The sequence below is a fragment of the Methylobacterium pseudosasicola genome, assembly GCF_900114535.1.
Classification (GTDB): domain Bacteria; phylum Pseudomonadota; class Alphaproteobacteria; order Rhizobiales; family Beijerinckiaceae; genus Methylobacterium; species Methylobacterium pseudosasicola.
Genome location: NZ_FOTK01000011.1, coordinates 81,691 through 102,242 on the forward strand (window position 1 = coordinate 81,691; position 20,552 = coordinate 102,242).

General features: G+C 70.4%; 18 protein-coding genes. 3 read left to right on the plus strand and 15 right to left on the minus strand.

Translation table 11 applies throughout. The annotated features are described in order from the left end of the window. Nucleotides 1-14 precede the first annotated feature (14 nt). Together BM228_RS12990 and BM228_RS12995 are read right to left on the minus strand one after the other, a co-directional pair. Complete coding sequence (locus BM228_RS12990; protein ID WP_092040853.1) at nt 15-1,505, minus strand: argininosuccinate lyase; 1,491 nt, start codon at nt 1,503-1,505, stop codon at nt 15-17. A 229-nt stretch (nt 1,506-1,734) separates the two neighbouring features. Then, entirely contained in the window at nt 1,735-2,664 is a 930-nt protein-coding gene (locus tag BM228_RS12995; RefSeq protein WP_092040856.1) for a LysR substrate-binding domain-containing protein, read from the minus strand. A gap of 138 nt (nt 2,665-2,802) precedes the next feature. Here BM228_RS12995 and BM228_RS13000 point away from each other — a divergent pair, with 138 nt between their 5' ends. Next, on the plus strand, nt 2,803-4,392 hold the full coding sequence (locus BM228_RS13000; RefSeq protein WP_092040858.1) for a catalase: 1,590 nt from the start codon (nt 2,803-2,805) through the stop codon (nt 4,390-4,392). A gap of 104 nt (nt 4,393-4,496) precedes the next feature. On the opposite strand, the gene BM228_RS13005 is transcribed toward BM228_RS13000, so the two are convergent. The 13 genes from BM228_RS13005 to BM228_RS13065 all read right to left on the minus strand — a co-directional run bounded on the left by BM228_RS13005 (nt 4,497) and on the right by BM228_RS13065 (nt 19,345). Continuing rightward, the gene (locus tag BM228_RS13005; protein WP_139234087.1) at nt 4,497-5,018 is read right to left on the minus strand and encodes a BA14K family protein; all 522 of its coding nucleotides are present in this window, start codon (nt 5,016-5,018) and stop codon (nt 4,497-4,499) included. A 171-nt stretch (nt 5,019-5,189) separates the two neighbouring features. Beyond that, the gene (locus BM228_RS13010; protein WP_092040864.1) at nt 5,190-6,419 is read right to left on the minus strand and encodes an MFS transporter; all 1,230 of its coding nucleotides are present in this window, start codon (nt 6,417-6,419) and stop codon (nt 5,190-5,192) included. Continuing rightward, on the minus strand, nt 6,416-8,032 hold the full coding sequence (gene lnt, locus BM228_RS13015) for an apolipoprotein N-acyltransferase (protein WP_244537132.1): 1,617 nt from the start codon (nt 8,030-8,032) through the stop codon (nt 6,416-6,418). The genes BM228_RS13010 and lnt overlap by 4 nt, the downstream gene beginning before the upstream one ends. Nucleotides 8,033-8,113: 81 nt before the next feature. Beyond that, complete coding sequence (locus BM228_RS13020; protein WP_092040866.1) at nt 8,114-9,250, minus strand: hemolysin family protein; 1,137 nt, start codon at nt 9,248-9,250, stop codon at nt 8,114-8,116. A gap of 36 nt (nt 9,251-9,286) precedes the next feature. Beyond that, nucleotides 9,287-9,766, minus strand: coding sequence for an rRNA maturation RNase YbeY (gene ybeY, locus BM228_RS13025; protein WP_092040868.1), 480 nt, complete (start codon nt 9,764-9,766; stop codon nt 9,287-9,289). A gap of 2 nt (nt 9,767-9,768) precedes the next feature. Beyond that, complete coding sequence (locus tag BM228_RS13030; protein WP_092040871.1) at nt 9,769-10,875, minus strand: PhoH family protein; 1,107 nt, start codon at nt 10,873-10,875, stop codon at nt 9,769-9,771. 36 nt (nt 10,876-10,911) lie between these two features. Then, nucleotides 10,912-12,249 carry a tRNA (N6-isopentenyl adenosine(37)-C2)-methylthiotransferase MiaB gene (miaB, locus tag BM228_RS13035; protein ID WP_092040874.1) on the minus strand — a complete coding sequence of 446 codons (1,338 nt, stop codon included), beginning with the start codon at nt 12,247-12,249 and terminating at the stop codon, nt 10,912-10,914. A 214-nt stretch (nt 12,250-12,463) separates the two neighbouring features. Beyond that, on the minus strand, nt 12,464-14,197 hold the full coding sequence (locus BM228_RS13040; protein WP_092040877.1) for an L-lactate permease: 1,734 nt from the start codon (nt 14,195-14,197) through the stop codon (nt 12,464-12,466). Nucleotides 14,198-14,428: 231 nt separating this feature from the next. Then, the gene (locus BM228_RS13045) at nt 14,429-15,298 is read right to left on the minus strand and encodes a lysophospholipid acyltransferase family protein (protein ID WP_092040880.1); all 870 of its coding nucleotides are present in this window, start codon (nt 15,296-15,298) and stop codon (nt 14,429-14,431) included. A 4-nt stretch (nt 15,299-15,302) separates the two neighbouring features. After that, nucleotides 15,303-15,818: a GNAT family N-acetyltransferase gene (locus BM228_RS13050; RefSeq protein ID WP_092040882.1), complete on the minus strand. Its 516-nt coding sequence runs from the start codon at nt 15,816-15,818 to the stop codon at nt 15,303-15,305. Continuing rightward, complete coding sequence (tsaB, locus tag BM228_RS13055) at nt 15,815-16,489, minus strand: tRNA (adenosine(37)-N6)-threonylcarbamoyltransferase complex dimerization subunit type 1 TsaB (protein WP_092041035.1); 675 nt, start codon at nt 16,487-16,489, stop codon at nt 15,815-15,817. The genes BM228_RS13050 and tsaB overlap by 4 nt, the downstream gene beginning before the upstream one ends. Before the next feature lie 161 nt (nt 16,490-16,650). Further along, nucleotides 16,651-18,342 carry a methyl-accepting chemotaxis protein gene (locus BM228_RS13060; protein ID WP_092040885.1) on the minus strand — a complete coding sequence of 564 codons (1,692 nt, stop codon included), beginning with the start codon at nt 18,340-18,342 and terminating at the stop codon, nt 16,651-16,653. Nucleotides 18,343-18,778: 436 nt separating this feature from the next. Then, nucleotides 18,779-19,345 carry a NifU family protein gene (locus BM228_RS13065; RefSeq protein ID WP_092040886.1) on the minus strand — a complete coding sequence of 189 codons (567 nt, stop codon included), beginning with the start codon at nt 19,343-19,345 and terminating at the stop codon, nt 18,779-18,781. Between the two features lie 157 nt (nt 19,346-19,502). Here BM228_RS13065 and BM228_RS13070 point away from each other — a divergent pair, with 157 nt between their 5' ends. Together BM228_RS13070 and BM228_RS13075 are read left to right on the plus strand one after the other, a co-directional pair. Further along, nucleotides 19,503-19,982, plus strand: a complete 480-nt coding sequence (locus BM228_RS13070) for an atp-dependent helicase (protein ID WP_092040888.1) — start codon at nt 19,503-19,505, stop codon at nt 19,980-19,982. 99 nt (nt 19,983-20,081) lie between these two features. Continuing rightward, nucleotides 20,082-20,477 (plus strand): DUF2934 domain-containing protein, encoded by a 396-nt coding sequence (locus BM228_RS13075; protein WP_092040891.1) that lies wholly within the window; start codon nt 20,082-20,084, stop codon nt 20,475-20,477. The last annotated feature ends 75 nt before the right edge of the window (nt 20,478-20,552 follow it).

Consider the following 20,552-nt stretch of genomic DNA (forward strand, 5'->3'; position numbering starts at 1 on the left):
TATCGGGAACGGCCCTACGGCCCCTTTCTGATATCCGCAAAAGCCGCATCCAGCCGGCCGCGTGCCGCCGCGAGCGCGGTGCGGCGCTCGGCAAGCCAAGTCCGGTCGGCGTCGAGGCGCATCCGGGCGGCGGCGAGCATGCGCCGGACCTCCGCGGGTTGCGGACCGCCGAGGCCCTTGGCGGCGTCGATCATGCCGCGGGCCGACAGGGCGGCGCGGAACCGGGCCTCGTCGAGGGGCAGCTCCGGCGTCAGGCCCGAGCCTGCGGCGGCCTCCGCGTAGATCCGCTTCACCTCAACGAAGGGGAGGTCGGCCGGGCGCAGGTCGTGGCTGCGGCCGTAGCTCACCAACTCGGAGGCGAAATGGTGCCCGAGCCGGAACGGCACGTCGGCCTCGCGCTGCAGCGTGTCGGCGAGTTCCGTGGTGGTGGAATAATCGGCCGCGACCTCGTCGGCAGCCCGGTCCCGGTCGATCACCAGCCCGTCGAGGACCCGGGTCCAGCGCCGGCAGGTCTCGGCCGCCTCGGAAACCGTCCGGCCCGGAGGCTCGGCCTGGTTGCGCTTGTAGTCCGGCATGCCGGACTCGACGTTGTGCGCCATGATGACGAAGGCCTGGGCCGCGCCGACCACGTCGCTCGCCTTCATGCGCAGGCTGTAGAGCGCCACCGGGTTGCGCTTCTGCGGCATGATGCTGCTCGGCCCCGTCAGCGCGCCCTCGCGCAGCAGGATCCACGGCCGGGTCTGGTGGTACTGCGCGTACAGATCCTGCGCGAAGCTGCCCGCGGTGGTGGCGAGGTTGGCCGAGAGCGCAGTCAGCTCCAGGCCGAGATCCATCGGCGCGAGCTGGCCGGCATCGTAGCTGTTCTCCACCGGCGCATCGAAGCCGAGGAGCCCGGCAAGGCGGACGCGATCCACCGGAAAGCTCGAGGTGCCCAGGGCCGCGGCGCCGAGCGGCGACAGGTTCACCCGCGCCCAGCTCTCGCGCAGGCGGTCCGCATCGCGGGCCAGCGCTGCCGCATAGCCGAGGAGATAGTGGCCCAGCGTCGTCGGCTGGGCCTGTACGCCGTTGGTGTAGGCCGGGATAACTGTGTCGGCCTCCCGCTCGGCGACGCTCAGGAGCGCGGTCCGGGTTTTCTCCAGTGCCTCGGCGAGGTCGAGCAGCCGGTCGCGCTGGTCGAGCTTCAGCACGGTCGGGATGATGTCCTGCCGGCTGCGGCCGGAATGCATCCGGGTGGCGTCCGGGCCGGCGATGGCGGTGATCAGCGGCTCGATCCGCAAGTAATCGTCCGGCCGCTCGGCTCCCGGCTTGGCGGCCTCCGCGGCGACCTGGTCGAGGGCCCGGGCGATCCGCGCCCCGAGGTCCCGCGGGACGATGCCGGCCTCCACGGTCATGACCAGCGAGGCGCGGTCGATGGCGTCGATGCGGGCGAAGGTATCGTGCGGCCCGGCGAGAGCCGCCGCGGGGGCGAGGAGGGCGACCAGGGTCGCGATCGGTCTGCGCCGCATGCACGTGCTCCTATGCGCCGCCGTTTCGCGCCGGCGAGGGCATTCTGTTCGATCCGGCGTGTAACCACACATCACAATCCGGCTTGGGTGCGGGGAAGGCGACTATTCGGACGTCTTCGGCATGCCGGCGGCTGCATGAATCACCCCGTCATTCCGGGGCGTCGCAGGCGAGCCCGGAATGACGGGGCGGGCCGACGAATTCCGTGCCCCAGAACCCAAACCTGAAAACCTATGCCGCCCCGTCCCGGCAGGCGGCGGTGCCGGCAGGGGCATGCGCGCGGAAGAACGCCGCGAGGTTCGCCAGCCCGGGCGCGCGCGGGTCGCTCGCCCGCCAGGCCAGCGCGATGGTGCGGCCCGGGCCGTCGACGTCGAAGGAGCGGGTGACGGTCAGGCCGGTCGGGTCGGGGCCGGGGGGCACCGCGAGTGCCGGCAGCAGGGTGTAGCCGGTCCCGGCCGCCACCATCGAGCGGAGGGTCTCCAGGCTGGTGGCGTGGCGGCCCACCGAGGAGCCGGCGCCGCAGGCCGCAATCGCCTGGTCGCGCAGGCAATTGCCCTCGTCGAGGAGCAGCAGGTCCGGCCCGGCGATCTCGGTGGCCGAAAGGGCGCCGCCGCGGGCCAGCGCATGCTCGGCCGGGCAGGCGAGCCAGAACGGCTCGACGAACAGCGGCGCCACGGCCAGCCCGACGGGGGGCAGCGGCAGCGAGACCAAAGCGGCGTCGATGCGTCCGTCGCGCAAGCCCTCGACGATCTCGGCGGTGCGCGATTCGGACAGCGACAGGGTCAGCAGCGGGTATTGCTGGCGCAGCGGCCGCAGCACCAGCGGGAAGAAATAGGGTCCGAGCGTCTGGATCGCGGCCAGGACCAGCCGGCCGGTGAGCGGCGAGCCGCGACCCTCGGTGGCGAGCGCCAGCAGCCGCTGCGCCTCGGCCAGGACGATCCGCGACTGCCGGACGATTCCCTGTCCGGCTTCGGTGAGCAGCACCCGGCGGTTCGAGCGCTCGAACAGGGTCAGCCCCAGGGCGCCCTCCAGCTTGCGCACCTGCACGCTGAGCGTCGGCTGGCTGACATTGCAGCGCTCGGCGGCTCGGCCGAAATGGCCCTCGTCCGCGACCGCGACGACATATTCCAGGTCGCGCAGGGACAGGCCCGAGAGGTTCATAGGCTGCGTCTATCACGGCGTTTGCCACGATGCATTAGCCAAGGGGGTGGCGGAGGTCCATAACCTCGCCGGAACGGTTCCAGTCTGCCGAGTCGGCCCCATATGCCGGATCACAGGCTTTACGGAGAGACGAGACGCATGAGCGATCAACGCCCGATTCTCACGACCCGACAGGGCCATCCGGTCCGCGACAACCAGAGCACCCGCACGGTCGGCGAGCGTGGCCCCGCGACGCTCGAGAACTACCAGTTCATCGAGAAGATCACCCATTTCGACCGCGAGCGGATCCCGGAGCGCGTGGTCCATGCCCGCGGCGCCGGCGCGCACGGCTACTTCGAGGCCTATGGCAAGATCGGCAACGAGCCGGCCTCCAAGTACACCCGCGCCCGGGTGCTGAACGAGACCGGCGTGAAGACGCCGATGTTCGTGCGCTTCTCCACCGTGGCCGGCGCCAAGGAGAGCCCGGAGACCGAGCGTGACCCGCGCGGCTTCGCGGTGAAGTTCAAGACCGTCGACGGCAATTGGGACCTGGTTGGCAACAACCTGAAGGTGTTCTTCATCCGGGACGCGATCAAGTTCCCCGACATGATCCACGCGTTCAAGCCGGATCCGGTGACCAACCGCCAGGAGGCCTGGCGCTTCTTCGACTTTGTGGCCCAGCACCCCGAGTCGATCCACATGGTGACGCACCTCAAGTCGCCCTGGGGCATCCCGGCCAATTACCGTGAGATGGAAGGTTCGGGCGTCAACACCTACAAGCTGGTCAACGACCAGGGCGAGGCCGTGCTCTGCAAGTTCCACTGGGAGCCGAAGCAGGGCGTACGCAACCTGACCTCGGCGCAGGCCGCCGAGATCCAGGGCAAGGACGTGGGCCACGCGACCCGCGACCTCTACGACAACATCCAGGCCGGCAATTTCCCCGAGTGGGAGTTCTGCGTGCAGATCATGCCGGACGGCCCGAACGACCACCTGTCGTTCGACCCGCTGGACGACACGAAGCTGTGGCCGGTGGACCAGTTCCCGCTGCTGCCGGTGGGCCGCATGGTGCTGGACCGGGTGCCGGACAACTTCTTCGCCGAGGTCGAGCAGTCGGCCTTCGGTACCGGCGTGCTGGTCGACGGCATCGACTTCTCGGACGACAAGATGCTGCAGGGCCGGACCCTGTCCTACTCGGACACCCAGCGCTACCGCGTCGGCCCGAACTACCTCCAGCTGCCAATCAACGCGCCGCAGCCGGGCGTGAAGGTCTATTCCAACCAGCGGGACGGGCAGATGACCTTTGCGGTCGACGGCACCGGGCCGAACAAGCACATCAACTACGAGCCCTCGACCCTGGCCCAGGGCCTGCGCGAGGCGCCTAAGCCCGCCAAGGAGTACCATCAGGCGGTCGAGGGTAAGCTCGGTCGCTACCAGACCTCGCGCACCGAGGACGACTACACCCAGGCCGGCGTCCGGTACCGCTCGTTCCAGGATTGGGAGCGCGAGGACCTGATCGCCAACCTCGTCAACGACATGAAGCAGTGCCCGGAGCCGATCCAGCTGCGGATGGTCTGGCACTTCTGGCACGCGGACGAGGATTACGGCCGCCGCGTCGCCGAGGGCGCGGGCATCGATCTGGAGAAGGCCAAGGCCCTGCCGCCGCTGCCAGGCCGCGCCGCCCCGCACAAGCGCCTGCAGGCCGAGACCTACACGGACGGCTCCCAGGCCCACCGGGTCGCCGCCGAGTAAGTTTTTCTACCCGGCAGCGCATCGCTACTGAATGAGAGAAGGCCCCGCGGGTTACAGCCCGCGGGGCCTTTCTTTTGGCTGTATTCCGGCTGCGTGCGCCCCGCTCAGGGGCAGTGGCGGCGGATGTGGCCTTTGCCGATATAGGTCTGCGTGGCCGGATCGTAGGTCCTGAAGCGGCGGACGCAGGCCGCCACGGCGGCGTCGAGATCGGCCGGGTCCGCCTCGACCACGGGCGGCACGTCGGCCGGCGCCACGTAGACCGGGGGCCGGTAGATCCGCGGCGCGTGGATATAGGCATCGTCGAAGAACGGATCGCCGAAATCGTCCCACAGGCTGCCCAGGCCGAAGCCGAGGCCGGCGAGTCCGTAGCCGTAATAGCCGCCATACCAGGGCCGGTAGGCGTACGGGTGCCGGACCGCGAAGCCGGGCCGGTACGGCCGCCCACCGATGATCGCCGGACCCGGCCGAACCGGTCCCAACGGCCGCCCCCAAGCGCCAACCCGGGTCCCGACGCCACCGTGGAACCCGCCCCCGAACCCGCGTGCCTGCACACCCGTCATCGTCAGAACGAGGGCGAGGATCGCGGCTGAAGCCAGAAGAACTTTCGACCTGTCGATACGTATCATGCCGTTCACCCGAAGCAGAGGCCGAGCGCGCCTAATGGCGGCTTCGGCAGAATACTCTGCGTTATCGTGATCCGGACGCGGCCTCCGTCAAGGAGATTTTGGCTGCACTTGCAGCACCGCAGCCTCGACTGACGGGGGCGAATGACGGCCCAGTGGCAACCACCGCTCCGATCAGTGGCTACGGGCCGGAAGCGGCGACGGAGGGAGCGGCGCGCTGGCCAAGTCCGGCGCGGCGGCGCTGACCTTGCGGTCCCGGCCGGCGGCCTGCCCGACCAGGATGGCGGTGACCGCGATGGTGACGAACAGACCGCCGGCGAGGCCCCAGCCGCCCGTGGCCTCGTGGGCGAAACCGAAGGCCAGGGGGCCGAGGCAGGCGCCCGTATAGCCGATGCCCTGCGCCATGGCCGAGAGGCCGGCGGCGCTGGCGGCATCGGCGGAACGCAGCACGATCAGGGTCAGCCCGAGGCCGAAGCAGCCGCCGATGCCGAAGCCGAGGGCACAGGCCCCGGGGATGCGCAACGCGTCCGGCCCGAAGGCGAGCACGAGGAACGCCGCCGCTGTCAGCCCAGGAATCGCGACGATCCAGGCGCGCTGGTCCCGCACTCGGGCGGCCAGCATGGCGGTGATCAGGGCGCCCGGCGCCTGGATTAGGGTCATCAGCGAAGCGAAGAGGCCGGCATCCAGCGCCGAGAGGCCGCGCGCCTGGAGCAGCAGCGGCAGCCAACCGAACAGGATGTAGGCGAGCGAAGATTGCAGGCCCATGAAGCCCGTGACCCACCAGGCCAGGGGATCGCGCAGCAGCCGGCCAGCGGAGGGCGCCGCCCGTGAGGCCGTGCGCCGGGCGAACGGGATCCACAAAAACCCCGCCAGCAGGGCCGGCAGCGCCCAGACCGCGAGCGCCGAGGGCCAGCCGCCCCTGAGGGCGTGCTCCACCGGCACCGCCGCGCCCGCACCCGCCGCCGCGCCGAGGCAGAGCGTCATGGTGTAGAGGCCAGTCATCAGACCGCCGCTGCCGGAAAAGTCGCGCTTCACCAGGGCCGGCAGGAGCACGTTGTCGAGCCCGATCCCGATGGCAGCGAGGGCGGCCCCGGCGAACAGGGGCCCGAGGCCGCCGAGCCCGCGCAGGGTCAGGCCCGCGGCCAGGATGGTGGCGCCGACCAGCACGGCGAGGTCGGGCCCGATCCGGCGGATCAGCGGCGCCGCCAGGGCACAGGCGATGCCGAGACACAGGACCGGCAGGGTGGTGAGGATCGCGGCGCCGCCGGCGCTGAGGCCCGTGCTCTCCCGGATCGTCGCGAGCAGCGGCCCGATCGTGCTCAGTGCCGGACGCAGGTTGAACGCCACCAGCATCAGCGCGAGGCCGAGGAAGATCCGACCCGGGGCCGTGCGTTCCGGGCTCATGGCCGCCGCCGGGCGGTTAGGGCACCGCCGAGGCAGGCGGCGAGCATCAGCGCGAAAGCGGCGTCGCCGAACTGGCCGTACAGGGTGCCGCCGACGATGCGGGCCGGCAGGTCAGCATCGAGCCAGGTCTCCGTGTCGAGCTGGGTCTGCGCGACGATGCGGCCGTGCGGGTCGATCACCGCGGAGATCCCGGTATTGGCGTCGCGGATCAGGGGCAGGCCCTCCTCGACGGCGCGCAGGCGCGCCTGGGCGAGGTGCTGGCGCGGGCCGGGCGTATCGCCGAACCAAGCGTCGTTGGTGACGTTCAGGATCAGCCCGGGCGGCCGCGGCACCGAGGCGGCGGTCGCCGGCAGGATCGCGTGCGGAAAGATCGCCTCGTAGCAGATCGTGGCCGCCACGGGCGGCAGGCCCGGCACCGTCAGGATCCGCTGCGCCGCCAGGGTCCCGGCCGAGAAGCCGCCGGGGATCGCCACGAACTGGCGCAGGCCCAGGGTCCGGAGCGCCGCGTCGAGGGGCGCCGGCAGGTACTCGCCGAACGGGACGAGGTGGACCTTGTCGTAGGTGTCGGAGATCACGCCGTCCGGCCCGATCACCATGACGGCGTTGAAGTAGCGCAGGCGCTCGCCGGGGAGGGGCTCCTCGGCCCGGGCCGCGCCGGTCATCAGCTGCTGGCCGGGTTTGAGGCCGGCCGCGACCTTGGCCAGCGCATCGGGATCGCGCTGGATCAGGAACGGGAAGGCCGATTCGGGCCAGACGATATGGGTCGGCTCAGGCGCACCGGCCTCGGTCGGGCGCTGGCTCAGCTCGATGTAGCGGTCGACGATGTCGGCCCGGTTCTCGGGCCTGAACTTGGCGTCCTGCGGCAGGTTCGGCTGAACGAGGCGCAGGCGCACGCCGGTCACCACCGAATCGGGCGGCCCGACGCGTGCCGCGCCGTAGAGCGCCATACCAATCAGCACGATCGCGGCGGCGGCGCTCGGCCCGAACCGGCTGCGTGGATGCGAACCGGTGGCCAGGGTCGCGGGCGCGGCGCAGATCAGCACCGCCAGGATGGTCAGGCCGTAGAGGCCGATCGCGGCACCCCACTGCATCAGCCAGAGGTTCTGGGCGAGCGCCATCCCGAGGGTGTTCCAGGGAAAGCCCGTGAACAGGTGGCCGCGCAGCCACTCGACGGCGCCGATCCCGAAGGCCAGCGCGGCGATCCGCGCCGGGCCGCGCGCCCAGAGCAGGCCGGCCGCGCCGAACCCGGCCCCGTAGAACAGGCCGAGGCCGAAGGGCAGGCCGACGACCCCGAGAGGGAGCGCCCACAGGAACTCGTCGGCCTCCACCAAGAAGGCTTGGCCGAGCCACCACAGGCCGGCGGTGAGATAGCCGAAGCCCCAGGCCCAGCCGAGCAGGAAGCAGGGCCAGAGTCGTCGCAGGGCGGTCCGGTCCGCGGCGGCCCCGTCCATGAGCCAGATTGCCACCGACAGGGACACGGCCAGCGCCGGCAGGACTCCGAAGGGCGGCATCGCCAAGGCACCGAGCGCCCCGACGAGCCAGGCGAGGCCGAGCCGCCGCCAGCCGGTCAGCCGGGCGATGGCACGCACGAAGCCCGGGGCGGGGCGGCCCATGGGACCGCTGCTCGGGGCGGCAACGTCCCGGGCATGACCCACGGTCAGGACCGCCACGCAGCACCCGTCACGCGAAGACCATCATGGGTGCGGCGTCTCGGGGACCGGCTGCGGGGAGGGCGGGGGCAGGGCCAGGGGCACAACATTGCCGATCCGCGCCGCGCCCTTGTGGAAACGCAGGCGCTTCAGGCGGCGGGGATCGGCATCCAGCACCTCGAATTCGAGGTTGCCCGGCCCGACGATCAGTTCGCCCCGGGACGGGACGCGCCCGGCCAGGGTGACGATCATGCCGCCCAGGGTATCGATCTCCTCGGCCATGTCGCCGACCGCCGCCACGAGATCGACGCCGGTGGCTTCGGACACCTCGGCGAGCGGCGTGCGGGCATCGGCCACGAACACCTCGTCCTCGCCGTCGACCCGCTGGACCTGCTTGGCCTCGGCGACGTCGTGCTCGTCCTCGATGTCGCCGACCACGACCTCGATCAGATCCTCGATGGAGATCAGCCCGTCGGTGCCGCCATACTCGTCAATGACGAGGGCCATATGGGTGCGCGTCGCCTGCATCCGCACCAGCAGGTCGATGGCCGGCATGGACGGCGGCACGAACAGGACCGGCCGCTGGATGCGGGCTGCCGCCAGCGTTGTGGTCAGATCGACCTTGCCGAGATCGAGCGCCCGGGGCAGCCGCGCGGGCGGGCGCCGGGTGGTCCGGGGTGCCACGGCGACATCGGCCTCGCCCTCGGCGGGGACGACGGCAGGGCGGGCCGCGGTGCTCGGGCTGCGCCGGGTCGGCTCGGCCTTGGCGGCGATGTGATCGACGAGGTCGCGGATGTGCACCATGCCGCGGGGGTCGTCCAGCGTTTCGCCATAGACCGGCAGCCGGGAATGGCCGGCGGTGCGGAACAGCTTGAGCAGGTCGCCGAGATTGGTGTCGTTCGAGACGGCGACGATATCGGCCCGCGGGACCATGACGTCATCGACCCGCACCTTGTGCAGGCCGAGCACGTTCTTGAGCATCACCCGCTCGAGGGGGGTGAGACCGCTCTCGCCGGCATCGGGCTCGGCGAGCGCCTCCTCGAGCCCCTCACGCAGCGAATCGCGCGGCTTGAGGTGGAGTGCCTGCAGGAGGCGGTCGTACCAGGGCTCCCGGGATTGGGACTCGCCCTCGGTGGAACTGGGCGCGGCCAGGGCCGCGCCGCGACTTCGATCGTTGCTCATGTCTCTCGGATCTGGGGGCGGTGGGGAATCGGCCGCTCAGGCATAGGGGTCCGGGATGCCCAAGGTCGCGAGGGCCGCGACTTCGAGCGCTTCCATGGCCTCAGCCTCGGCCTCGCCGATCTCGTGGTCCTGACCGAGACAATGCAGGGTGCCATGGACGAGGAGGTGCGAGAGGTGATTCTGGAGCGGCTTCGACTGCTCCGCACTCTCGCGCACAAGGGTCTCGTAGGCAAGGACCACGTCGCCCAAGGGCAGCGCGGCGCCCGCATGGCGGGGCTGCGGGGCGGCCGGGAAGGACAGGACGTTGGTGGGCTTGTCCTTGCCGCGCCAGGTGCGGTTGAGCTCTTGGACCGCGGCGTCATCAGTGAGCATGACGCTAACCTCGACGGGTCCGTCGGGCCGCTCGGGGGCCGCCGCCAGCCCGGCCTCGACGGCGCGGATCACCAGCGATTCGAGTTCCGGAATCGCGGTTTCCCAGCGATCGTCCTCGACCGCGATGTCGATGTCGTGAGGCATGCTCACGCCAGGGGCCGGCGCCGGGGGTTGGGATTGCGGTCGGCCTCGTGGTCGCCGTGGGAGGCGCGCTCGTAGGCGGTGACGATTCGGCGCACGAGATCGTGGCGGACCACGTCCACGTCCTTGAAGGTCACCCGGCCGATTCCCTCGACGCCGTCGAGCACGTTCACCGCCTCCACGAGGCCGGATTTCTGGCCCGGCGGCAGGTCGATCTGGCTCGGGTCGCCGGTGATGATCATGCGCGAGCCCTCGCCGAGGCGGGTCAGGAACATCTTCATCTGCATGGAGGTGGTGTTCTGCGCCTCGTCGAGGAGCACCACGGCGTTCGTCAGCGTGCGCCCGCGCATGAAGGCCAGCGGCGCGATCTCGATGATGCCGGTCTGCAACCCGCGGTCGACGTGGCGCGCCTCCATGAAGTCGTAGAGGGCGTCGTAGATCGGGCGCAGATACGGATCGACCTTGTCGCGCATGTCGCCGGGCAGGAAGCCCAGACGCTCGCCGGCCTCCACCGCCGGGCGCGACAGGATCAGCCGCTCGGCGTGGCCCTGCTCCAGCAGCGACACGGCGTGGCCGACGGCGAGCCAGGTCTTGCCGGTGCCGGCCGGGCCTTCCGCGAAGACCAGCTCGTTGGTGCGCAGCAGCTTGATGTACTGGTCCTGCGCCGGGTTGCGCGCCCGCACGGCCCCACGCTTGCGGGTGGCGATCTGCTCGAAATGCGGCTTGTCGGCCTCGGCGGCGATGGCCTCGGCGGGGAACAGGCTAGCCTGGGCGGTGGATTCGCGGATTGCGCCGTCGACATCGCCGAGCGTGAGCGCGCTGCCGCCGGTCCGGACCCGCGCGTAAAGCTTCTGGAACACCCGCCTGGCCTTCTCGGCGGCATCGGGCGAGCCCTTGATGACGAGGTGGTTGCCGAGCGCCGTGGCGGTGACGTCGAGCCGGCGCTCGATATGGGCAACGTTCTGGTCGTATTGACCGAAGACGAGGCTCGCGAGGCGGTTGTCGTCGAAGGTCAGCGGCACCTCGACCGTCTCGTCCGATCCGGCCGGCCTGGCCGCCGGCCCGCGGCCCCGGAGGGCACCGCGCACGCCAGACCCGTCCGACGCGCTCAACCTGTGATCCTCACCGGCATCCCCATCATCACATCCTCACGCGGCCACGGCCTCGGTGGCCAGCTGACCGAACAGGCTGTTGGTGCCGGCCTCGACGATCCGGACCGGCACGATCGTCCCGATATGGTGGAGCGGGGCGTCAAACTGCACAGCCAGCAGGTGCGGCGTCTTGCCCGCGACCTGGCCCGGACGCCGACCGGCCTTCTCGACCAGCACGTCGAAGACCTGGCCGACGGCGGCCCGCTGGTAGGCGTAGCGCTGCGCGTCGAGGAGCGCCTGCAGCTCGGCGAGCCGCTCCGCCATCACGGATTCGGAGACCATGTCGGAACGCTCGGCCGCCGGGGTGCCGGGGCGGGGGCTGTACTTGAACGAGAACGCACTCTCGAAGCCGATGTCGCGCACCAGCCGCAGGGTGTCGGCGAAGTCGGCATCGGTCTCGCCCGGGAAGCCGACGATGAAATCGGAGGACAGGGCGGTGTCGGGGCGGGCGGCACGCACACGGTCGATCAGGCGGCGATACTGGTCGCCGGTGTGCTTGCGGTTCATGGCGGCGAGGATCCGGTCCGAGCCCGACTGCACCGGCAGGTGCAGGTAGGGCATCAGGGCCGGCACCTCGGCATGGGCGCGCACCAGGGCCTCGTCGAAATCGTTGGGGTGGCTCGTCGTGTAGCGGATCCGGGCGAGGCCGGGGATCTTCGCGACCGCCCGGATCAGGTCCGCGAGCCCGACCGGGGCGCCGTCCGGGCCCAGGCCATGATAGCCGTTGACGTTCTGGCCGATCAGCGTGACTTCGCGGGTGCCGCCCTGGGCCAGCTTCTCAGCCTCGGCCAGCACCGCCGCCACGGGACGCGAGACTTCGGCGCCGCGGGTGTAGGGCACCACGCAGAAGGCGCAGAACTTGTCGCAGCCCTCCTGCACGGTGAGGAAGGCGGTCGGCCCGGAAGTCCGGCGGCGGGGCAGATGGGTGAACTTGTCCTCGACCGGGAAATCCGTGTCGACCACCCGGCGCTCGCGGGATCGAGCTAGCAGATCCGGCAGGCGATGATAGCTTTGCGGGCCGACCACCACGTCCACCGCGGGCTGGCGCGCCTGGATCTCAGCGCCCTCCGCCTGGGCAACGCAGCCGGCCACAACGATGCGGGTGTCGAGGCCCCTTGCCTGCCGCTCACTCTTGAGGACGCGCAGGCGGCCGAGCTCGGAATAGACCTTCTCGGCGGCCTTCTCGCGGATGTGGCAGGTGTTGAGGACGACGACGTCGGCCTCCTCCACCGAATCAGTCGCCGTGAACCCTTCAGCGCCCAGCACGTCGGCCATGCGGGCCGCGTCGTAGGCGTTCATCTGGCAACCGTAGGATTTGACGAAGGCCTTCTTCAACGCGTGCCGCCCTAAACCGTCCGCTTCCCCTGAGCCCGCTCCGATCCTGCGCGGACCGGCGGGCGGGAGCCTGTAGCACGGATCGCGCGGGCCGTCGCGACACCCGCCGCGAGACGGGGTTTCCAAAGGGCTCAGCCCTTTGGCGGGGTTCGGGGGCAGAGCCCCCGAGACACCAGGGCAGGGGAGGCGGCGGGGCTTGCCCGCCGCCGCCTCGTCAGTGGGCCGGGGCTACGGCCGGGACGTCGATGACCATCTGCTGGAAGAACGGCACGTAGGCCTGGAGCATCACGAACAGGCCGACCAGGCAGGCCAGCGCGATCGAGTGCCAGAACACGAAGCGCAGGATCTTGCCTTCCTGGCCGAAATAGCCGGTGGCCGTGGAGGCGACGACGATCGACTGGGCGTCGACCATCTTGCCCATCACACCGCCCGACGAGTTCGCCGCCGCCATCAGCACGCCGGACAGGCCGAGCTGTTCGGCGGTGATGCGCTGGAGGCCGCCGAACAGGACGTTCGAGGCCGTGTCCGACCCGGTGAGCGCCACGCCGAGCCAGCCGAGCAGCGTCCCGAAGAACGGGTACAGGATGCCGGTGCCCGCGAAGGCGAGGCCGAGGGTGGCGTCGACGCCCGCGTAGCGGGTGAGCACGCCCAACGCCAGCATCGCCGCGATGGTGATCAGCGAGTAGCGCAGCGCCCAGATGGTCTCGACATAGGCGGTCACGAGCCGCACCGGCGAGAAGCGCATGATCAGGCCGGAGATGATCGCCGCGATCAGCACGCCGGTGCCGGTGTAGGACATGTAGGTGAACAGGAAGACCGCGCCCTCGGGCACCGGCTTGGCCACCACCGGCGGCACCTTCAGGATCACGTTGTGCAGGCCCGGCACCTCGTATTTCCAGGTGAAGAGCGGGTTCACGATGCCCTTGAACCAGCCGGTGCCCCAGATCGCCACGATCACCGACAGGATGATCCACGGCACCCACGCCAGCAGGATCTCGCCCTGCGAGGCGGTGCGCGCGCCGATGTGGACCGGCGGGGTGCCGGGGACGCCGGCGCCGAGGGCCACCGGGCGCGGGTTGACGAGGGCCAGCGACGGATCGTGACCACGCAGAGCCGGCGAGGTCCAGATCTCCCGGGGCTGCCAGACCTTGAGGAACAGCACGAGGGCGAGCATCGAGGCGAGCGACGCGCCGATATCGACGATCCACGGGTTGACGTAGTTCGAGATCAGGAACTGGGCGACCGCGAAGGACGCGCCGCAGACCAGGATCGGCGGCCACACCCGGATCATGCCGCGGAAGCCGGCGAACACCCAGATCAGCCAGAACGGCACGATCAGCGAGAACAGCGGCAGCTGCCGGCCGATCATCGCGCCGAGGATCTCAGGCGGATAGCCGGTCACGGAGGCGAGGCCCTGGATCGGCGCGCCGAGCGCCCCGAAGGCCACCGGGGCGGTGTTGGCGATCAGCGACAGGCCGGAGGCGGCGAGCGGCGAGAAGCCCAGCCCGATCAGGATCGCGCCGGTGACGGCGACCGGGGTGCCGAAGCCGCCCGCGCCCTCGAAGAAGGCGCCGAACGCGAAGGCCACCAAGAGGAGCTGCAGCCGCCGGTCGGCGGTGATGCCGGCCACGGATTGCTGCAGGACGGAGAACCAGCCTTTCTCCACCGTCAGTCGGTAGAGGAAGATGACGTTGAGGATGATCCAGCCGATCGGGAAGAAGCCCGTCACCATCCCGAGGATGGCGGCCCGGGAGGCGAGCTCGGTCGGCATGCCGAAGCCGACGATCGCCACCAGCATGGCGAGACCGAGGGCGATGACGGCGGCGATGTGAGCCTTGACGCGACCGCTCGCGATCATGGCGAGGAGGGCGATGACCGGCACAGAGGCGGCCAGGGTCGAGAGCCAGGGGCTCCCGAACGGATCATAGACCTGATTCCAGGTTTGCAACGGTCGTCCTCCCAAAATCCCGACTTCACGGGTTTCGGCCTAGCTAGCAGAGGGACACGGCCCGCTCAACAGAGATGCATCCTGTATTCAGGGGGTGGTTTTACCGAATTTTTGCAGTCGCGGCCTCGACCGTCATTGCGAGCGCAGCGAAGCAACCGAGGGCAGCGTGGGGCTGGAGTCCGTGGCGCGTCGCTGAGTTGCTTCGCTGCGCTCGCAACGACGCGGAAAGCCTCAGACCGTCGCGATCTCGGAGCTACCGAGGTCCAAACCGGGTGCGGCCGGGCGGGTGCCGGCCGTGGGCTGGGCCGCGCCGCGGCCGGTCAGGATGCCCTGGAGGGCGGCGCGCACCTCGGCCTCGGCGGCGGCGGTGGCGGCCTTCCGGTCGGTCGAGGCCTCGAAGACGATCGGCTTGCCCCAGACTACGTGGACGTCGATCGGCCCGCCGTTCACGAAGGCGGCGAGATGCGGCGCCAATTCCATGTCGCCGTACCAGGCGATCTCCGAGCGCTCGGAGCGCACCACCGGCAGGCCGTTGCGCCTCGGATAGGCGATCGCCAAGGGCTGCAAGCGCACGCGGCCCCGCCCAGCCTCGGCCTGGAGGGCGGCGCGCGCCGCGCCGACCAGGGCGGAGCGGAACGGCAGGAGCCGGTTGCCGTCGCCGGTGGTCCCTTCGGCGAACAGCACCACCAATTCGCCCTCGGCCAGGCGGTGGCCCATGGCGGTACTGACCGTGGCGGTGGCACCGCGCCGCTGCCGGTCGATGTAGATCGTGCGCTGGAGCGCCGCGAGACCGCTGATCACCGGCCAGCCGGCGATCTCGGACTTCGCCACGAAGGAGAGCGGCCGCAGCGATCCGATCGCCACGATGTCGAGCCACGAGACGTGGTTGGCCAGCACCAGCGCCGCCTCGCCGGATTCCGGCGGCGTCCCGCTCTGCGTCACCCGGACCGAGAACAGCCACAGGAAGAAACGGTGGAACAGGACCGGCGCCAGGGTCGGGCGGCGGCCGAGCAGCCGCAGGGCGACCCAGTGCGGCGGTGCCAGCACCAGGAAGGCGAGGGCGAGGGCCGCGACCCGCGCGATGACGCCGAGCCGGCTCACGCCGCTACAGGTCGGCGCTCATGGTCAGCGCGGTCGCCCGGCTGCCGTCGGCCTTGAGGTAGTAGCCGGTGCGCTCGCCGACCTTCCGGAAGCCGTGCCGGGCGTAGAGCTTCAGCGCGGGAGCGTTGCCCTCGTCGACCTCGAGGTGGACCCGGGCGATCTTGGAATGCGCCAGGCTGGAGAGGTGCTCGCGCAGGAGCCGGCGGCTATGGCCGCCGCCGCGCAGCGTCGGCGACAGCACGATGGTCAGGATTTCGGCCTCGTCGGCGGCGCGGCGCGACAGGACGAAGCCCTGGAGCGTCCCGGCCCGCCACAGGGCATGGGCCTGGGTCGAGCGCTCGCACAGCAGGCGCTCGAACTCGTGGGCCTCCCAGGGCCGGGCGAAGGCGGTAGCGTGGAGCCGGGCCAAAGCCGGCGCCTGCCCGGCGTCCGCGAGCGGAGCGACATAGGGCTCCGGGGTGAGGGCGTCCCACCAGGCGGCCCACCAGTCGAGAGGCCAGAACGGGAGGGGACGCGTCATTGCCGCGCGATCCTGGCATGGTCCTGGGGCCGCGCATCCGGCCCGCGGAGGTAGAGCGGCCGGGGCAGGGCCTGGGCCGGATCGGCGACGAGACCGAGGGACGCCACGGCGGTGATCTCGGCCGCGCCGAGGCCGGCGACCCGGGCCTCCACCCCGCGGGCGGCCAGGGCAGCCGCCACCAGGGAGGCCCCCGAGCCGGTGAGCACCATAGGGCCGGAACCCAGCCGTTCCGCGGCGACCTCCACCGGCAGATGGGCCGGGGCGAGGCCGTCGCTCGGGCCCAGCGCCTGGACGTAGACGGCACCGTGCCGGGCATCGATCGCCGCGGCGATCACGCCCTCGACGGAGTCCGCCAGCAGCGGCGCCAGCAACGCCGAGAGGGTGCCGACGCCGACCACCGGCTTGCCGGTGGCGAGCCCGATGGCGCGGGCCGCCGAGAGGCCGACCCGCAAGCCGGTATAGCTGCCGGGCCCGACCGTGACAGCGATGCGATCGATCGCCTCGAAGCCGCCCTCGACCCGGGCGATCACCCGCTCGATCAGCGGCAGCAGCGCCTCGGCATGGCCGCGCACCATGGGTAGGGACTCGGCCGAGAGCGGCGCGTCGGCATCGTCCGCGGCGACGCAGGCGGCGCACAGGTCCAGCGCTGTGTCGATGGCAAGGATACGCACGCCCACTCCCGCATGCCGGTCCGGACCGGCGACCGCTCCCATCCTGCCCCGAAGGACATGAAGACCCTAGCGATAGAACAAAACCGCCGCCCCGTCAGCGCGGGGCGGCGGCGAGAACCGCGTTGGCGATGAAGTGTTGCCGGCTTGCGCCGGTTAGGATCTCATGCCGCCCGGACGACCGTGAGGAATTCGCGGACCTCGGCGTTCAGCTGCTCGGATTGCCGGGACAATTCGGAGGCTGAGGTCAGGACCAGGTTGGCCGCCGAGCCGGTCGCCTCGGAGGCCTTCGCCACACCGACGATGTTGTGCGTCACCTCGCCGGTGCCGCTCGCCGCCTGCGCGACGTTGCGGACGATCTCCTGGGTCGCGGCGCTCTGCTCCTCCACGGCAGCGGCGATGCTGGTCGCCACGCCGCTGATCTCGCGGATCAGGCCGACGATCGAGCCGATCGCCGAGGCCGCCTGCCCGGTGGCGCCCTGCACCCGGCCGATCTGGGCGGCGATCTCGTCGGTGGCCTTGGCGGTCTGCTCGGCCAGTTCCTTCACCTCGGCGGCGACCACCGCGAAGCCGCGGCCTGCGTCACCGGCCCGGGCGGCTTCGATGGTGGCGTTCAGCGCCAGGAGGTTCGTTTGGCTGGCGATCGAGGCGATCAGCCCCACCACGTCGCCGATCCGCGCCACGGAACTGCTGAGTTCCTGCATCAGGGCGCCGGTGTGGTCGGCCTCGCCCACCGTCCGTTGCGCCAAGTCGGAGGCCCCCTCGACCTGCCGGCCGATCTCGCCGATCGACACGCCGAGCTCCTCGGCGGCGGCCGCCACGGTGTTGACGTTGGCGGCCGCCTCCTCGGCCGCGGACGCGACCGTCGTGGTCTGGCCGGCGGTCTGGGTCGCGGTGGCGGTCATGGACTGCGCCGTATTCTGAAGCTCGGCGGCCGAGGTCGAGACCCGGCCGACGATGCCGCCCACCGCCTCCTCGAAATGGTCGGCCAGCTCGACCATCGTGCGCCGCCGCTCCTGCGCCGCCGCCTCGTCAACCGTCCGTTTGAGATCGGCCTCCTCGGCGGCCTTCCGCGCCATCATGGCCTTGATGCCTTCCACGGCCCGGCCAACCGCGCCGATCTCGTCGCCCCGGCGCGCCTCTGCGATCTCGGCCTCGATCTCGCCCTTGGCCATGCGCTGGAGCACCGCGACCAGACGGCCGAGCGGCCGGGTGATGCCGACGGTGGAGACCAGCAGGGAGCAGAGGATGCCGATGAACAGGCCGAGGGCTCCGAAGCCGATCAGGCTGTAGCGGGTCGCGTTGGTCTCGTCCGTGAGATCCCGCGAGCGCTTGCGCATGTAGTCTTCGATCGCGTCCCCGAGCTTTGTGCCCTCGACCCCGAGGGTGGCGAAGATCGGCTCGCTCTTCTCGTGCGCATGCTTCAGGGCCCCGCTCTCTTCGCCGGCGATTGCGAGTTGCCGCACTTCCGACACCTCCTTTACGAAGCGCGCCGTGCGCTCGCGTTGCGCCTGGATCAGATCGGAGAAGGCCGGCACCTGTTGCGCGAGATCGGACAAGGTCTTGTCGGTCTGCGCGACGATGACGTCGAATTGCGCGCTCGCTTGGCGGATCTGCTCCGCGTCGGTCTCGGCGATGATCCGGAACGTCAGGTAGTTCAGCGTGTTGTGCAGCCGGTTGGTCCGCCGCACGTTCGACACGGCCTTCGCCTCCCGGGCGATGAGGTTGGTGTAGATCTGATCGATCATCACCATCTGGGATTGAGCGAACCAGATGCAGCTTCCGACAATCACCGCGATGATGACATTGATCGCGAGTAGTTTCGTTGTGATGTTCGTGCGGCTGAGCAGGTTCATGCGAATCCCCGGGAAACAGTCGGATACGAACAGCCAGAGGAAACCTTACGTCAAGGCCGTGCCACAAAACTTCGTCTTATCGAGACCGGGCAGTTTTTGGTAATTTTTATTATCTAAATCTCTCGCAAGAGATCGATATGCGCGACAACAGAATTCAAAACACGCGCTAAATTTAACAATTCAGTCCTAATATTGATATCAAGCGATTTACCGCGCCCGGAACAAGCCGGACATATCTTATCGCTCGGTCTGCATAAGACCGCGACAAGCAAGGCCAAGGGATCTCCGATTTCCGCGTGGAAGACGGTTCTGGCCGTGTCCGGGATTGCACCCGACCCCGCCGCCCGCGGGAGTCGCTCCGGACAGGCGACCGGACACGAAAACGCCGGCGGTTGCGAGGCCGCCGGCGTGGTCCTGGCTGCGTCCAGACTGGTCCTCAGACGGCCTGGACCTCGCGGATCTCCGGCAGGAAGTGCCGGAACAGGTTCTGGACGCCGTGCCGCAGGGTGGCGGTGGAGGAGGGGCAGCCCGAACAGGCGCCCTTCATCTCCAGGTAGACGACGCCTTCCTTGTAGCCGCGGAAGGTGATGTCGCCGCCGTCACCGGCCACCGCCGGGCGGACCCGGGTCTCCAGCAGGTCCTTGATGGTCACGACCGTGTCGTGGTCGGCCTCGTCGTAGAACTCATCCTCGCCGCCCTGATCGTCGAGGCCGCCTTCGGCCATCACCGGGGCGCCGGACTGGAAATGCTCCATGATCGCGCCGAGGATGGCGGGCTTCACCTGCGCCCATTCCGAGCCGTCCTCCGCCTTGGTGACGGAGACGAAGTCGTGGCCGAAATAGACGCCGGCGACGCCCGGGACGGAAAACAGCGCGGAAGCGAGGGGGGAGCGGTTGGCCGTCTCGGCATCCCGCGCCTCGAAGGTGGATTCGGGCAGGACGACGCGGCCGGGGAGGAACTTGAGGGTCGCCGGGTTCGGCGTGGCTTCGGTCTGGATGAACATGGTCGGCGAACTCCGCTGCGCCGGTTCAAGGCCGGCCGGGACAGGCGCCGCAAGGCGCCATCTCCCATGTGGACCGGCGGTTGGATTTTCTCAACCGTGGCCGGGCGCTTGGAGAGTGGACATTCGCGCCACGCGCCGTCAGGACGGGCCAAACAGGATGCTGACGGAGCCGGCGGTGGATGTAACCGGGGATGGGACGCTCGCGCAGGAGTTGCTGAACGACCTGCGGGCCGCGCAGGCCAAGCTGGAGGCCGCCCGCGAGGATGCGGCGTCGCTCAAGGTGCTGCTCGCCCTGCGCACGCATCAGCATGACCTGGCTTGGCAGGACGTACAACGTTTGACCGCCGAGTTGGAGGCAACCCGCGCCAGAACAAGCGCCCTGGAGGTGGATCTGGCCGAGGCGCGGACCAGCGCGGCCTCCGCGGATTCCGTCGCCGAGGCCGACGAGCGCACCGAGGCCGTCCGGACCGTGCTCGGCGCCGTGCTCGACAGCATCGGCGGCCGCGCCCTCGACCGGCGCCGGTTCCAGGAGATCATCGCCAGGGCCGGGCGCGAGGCGCCGACCGACGGCCCCGGCGCGGCCCGGCACGCGGTGCTGCTGACCGAGGCGCGGCGGGTTCTGGGCATCCCCGGATAGGGTGATCGACCGACCAAGACTTCGCAGGCCGTCAGGGTTAACCGCCCCTTAACCCTACGCTCGCATCCTCGATCCCAGGACGGACAGGAGATCGAACGCATGCAGATCAGCGAGCAGCACGTGCGCGAATGCGCCTATTACATCTGGGAGAACGAGGGCCGGATTCACGGTCACGCGGCCGCCCACTGGATCCGCGCCGAAGCCGAGCTGCGCGCCGGCGTCGTGCTGGCCGACGGCCAGGCCGCCGAGGCCCAGCCCGTCGCCGTGAAGGCCGCCAAGGTCTCGGCGCCGAAGGCTGCCGCCACCAAGACTGCTGCACCGAAGGCCCCGGCCAAGGCCGCTGCGCCCAAGGCCGCTGCCGCCAAGACCGTGACCCCCAAGGACGCGCTGGCCAAGCCGGCCGCCGCGAAGACGGCCCGGGCCTCGAAGGCCGCCGTCACGGCCGGCCTCGCCGCCAAGGCAAAGCCGGCCCGCGCCCCGGCCTCGATGCACTGAGCCGACGGCGCCGCAAGGCGCCGCAACTGCCGTTTCAGGAGCCCGCCCCTTCACCGAGGGGCGGGCTCCTGCCGT

Coding starts and splice junctions, on each gene's coding strand:
- BM228_RS12990 (WP_092040853.1), bottom strand. CDS start 1,505: ATGCGGCGCAGACCGATCGCGACCCTGGTCGCCCTCCTCGCCCCCGCG.
- BM228_RS12995 (WP_092040856.1), bottom strand. CDS start 2,664: ATGAACCTCTCGGGCCTGTCCCTGCGCGACCTGGAATATGTCGTCGCG.
- BM228_RS13000 (WP_092040858.1), top strand. CDS start 2,803: ATGAGCGATCAACGCCCGATTCTCACGACCCGACAGGGCCATCCGGTC.
- BM228_RS13005 (WP_139234087.1), bottom strand. CDS start 5,018: ATGATACGTATCGACAGGTCGAAAGTTCTTCTGGCTTCAGCCGCGATC.
- BM228_RS13010 (WP_092040864.1), bottom strand. CDS start 6,419: ATGAGCCCGGAACGCACGGCCCCGGGTCGGATCTTCCTCGGCCTCGCG.
- lnt (WP_244537132.1), bottom strand. CDS start 8,032: ATGGGCCGCCCCGCCCCGGGCTTCGTGCGTGCCATCGCCCGGCTGACC.
- BM228_RS13020 (WP_092040866.1), bottom strand. CDS start 9,250: ATGAGCAACGATCGAAGTCGCGGCGCGGCCCTGGCCGCGCCCAGTTCC.
- ybeY (WP_092040868.1), bottom strand. CDS start 9,766: ATGCCTCACGACATCGACATCGCGGTCGAGGACGATCGCTGGGAAACC.
- BM228_RS13050 (WP_092040882.1), bottom strand. CDS start 15,818: ATGACGCGTCCCCTCCCGTTCTGGCCTCTCGACTGGTGGGCCGCCTGG.
- BM228_RS13060 (WP_092040885.1), bottom strand. CDS start 18,342: ATGAACCTGCTCAGCCGCACGAACATCACAACGAAACTACTCGCGATC.
- BM228_RS13065 (WP_092040886.1), bottom strand. CDS start 19,345: ATGTTCATCCAGACCGAAGCCACGCCGAACCCGGCGACCCTCAAGTTC.
- BM228_RS13070 (WP_092040888.1), top strand. CDS start 19,503: ATGCTGACGGAGCCGGCGGTGGATGTAACCGGGGATGGGACGCTCGCG.
- BM228_RS13075 (WP_092040891.1), top strand. CDS start 20,082: ATGCAGATCAGCGAGCAGCACGTGCGCGAATGCGCCTATTACATCTGG.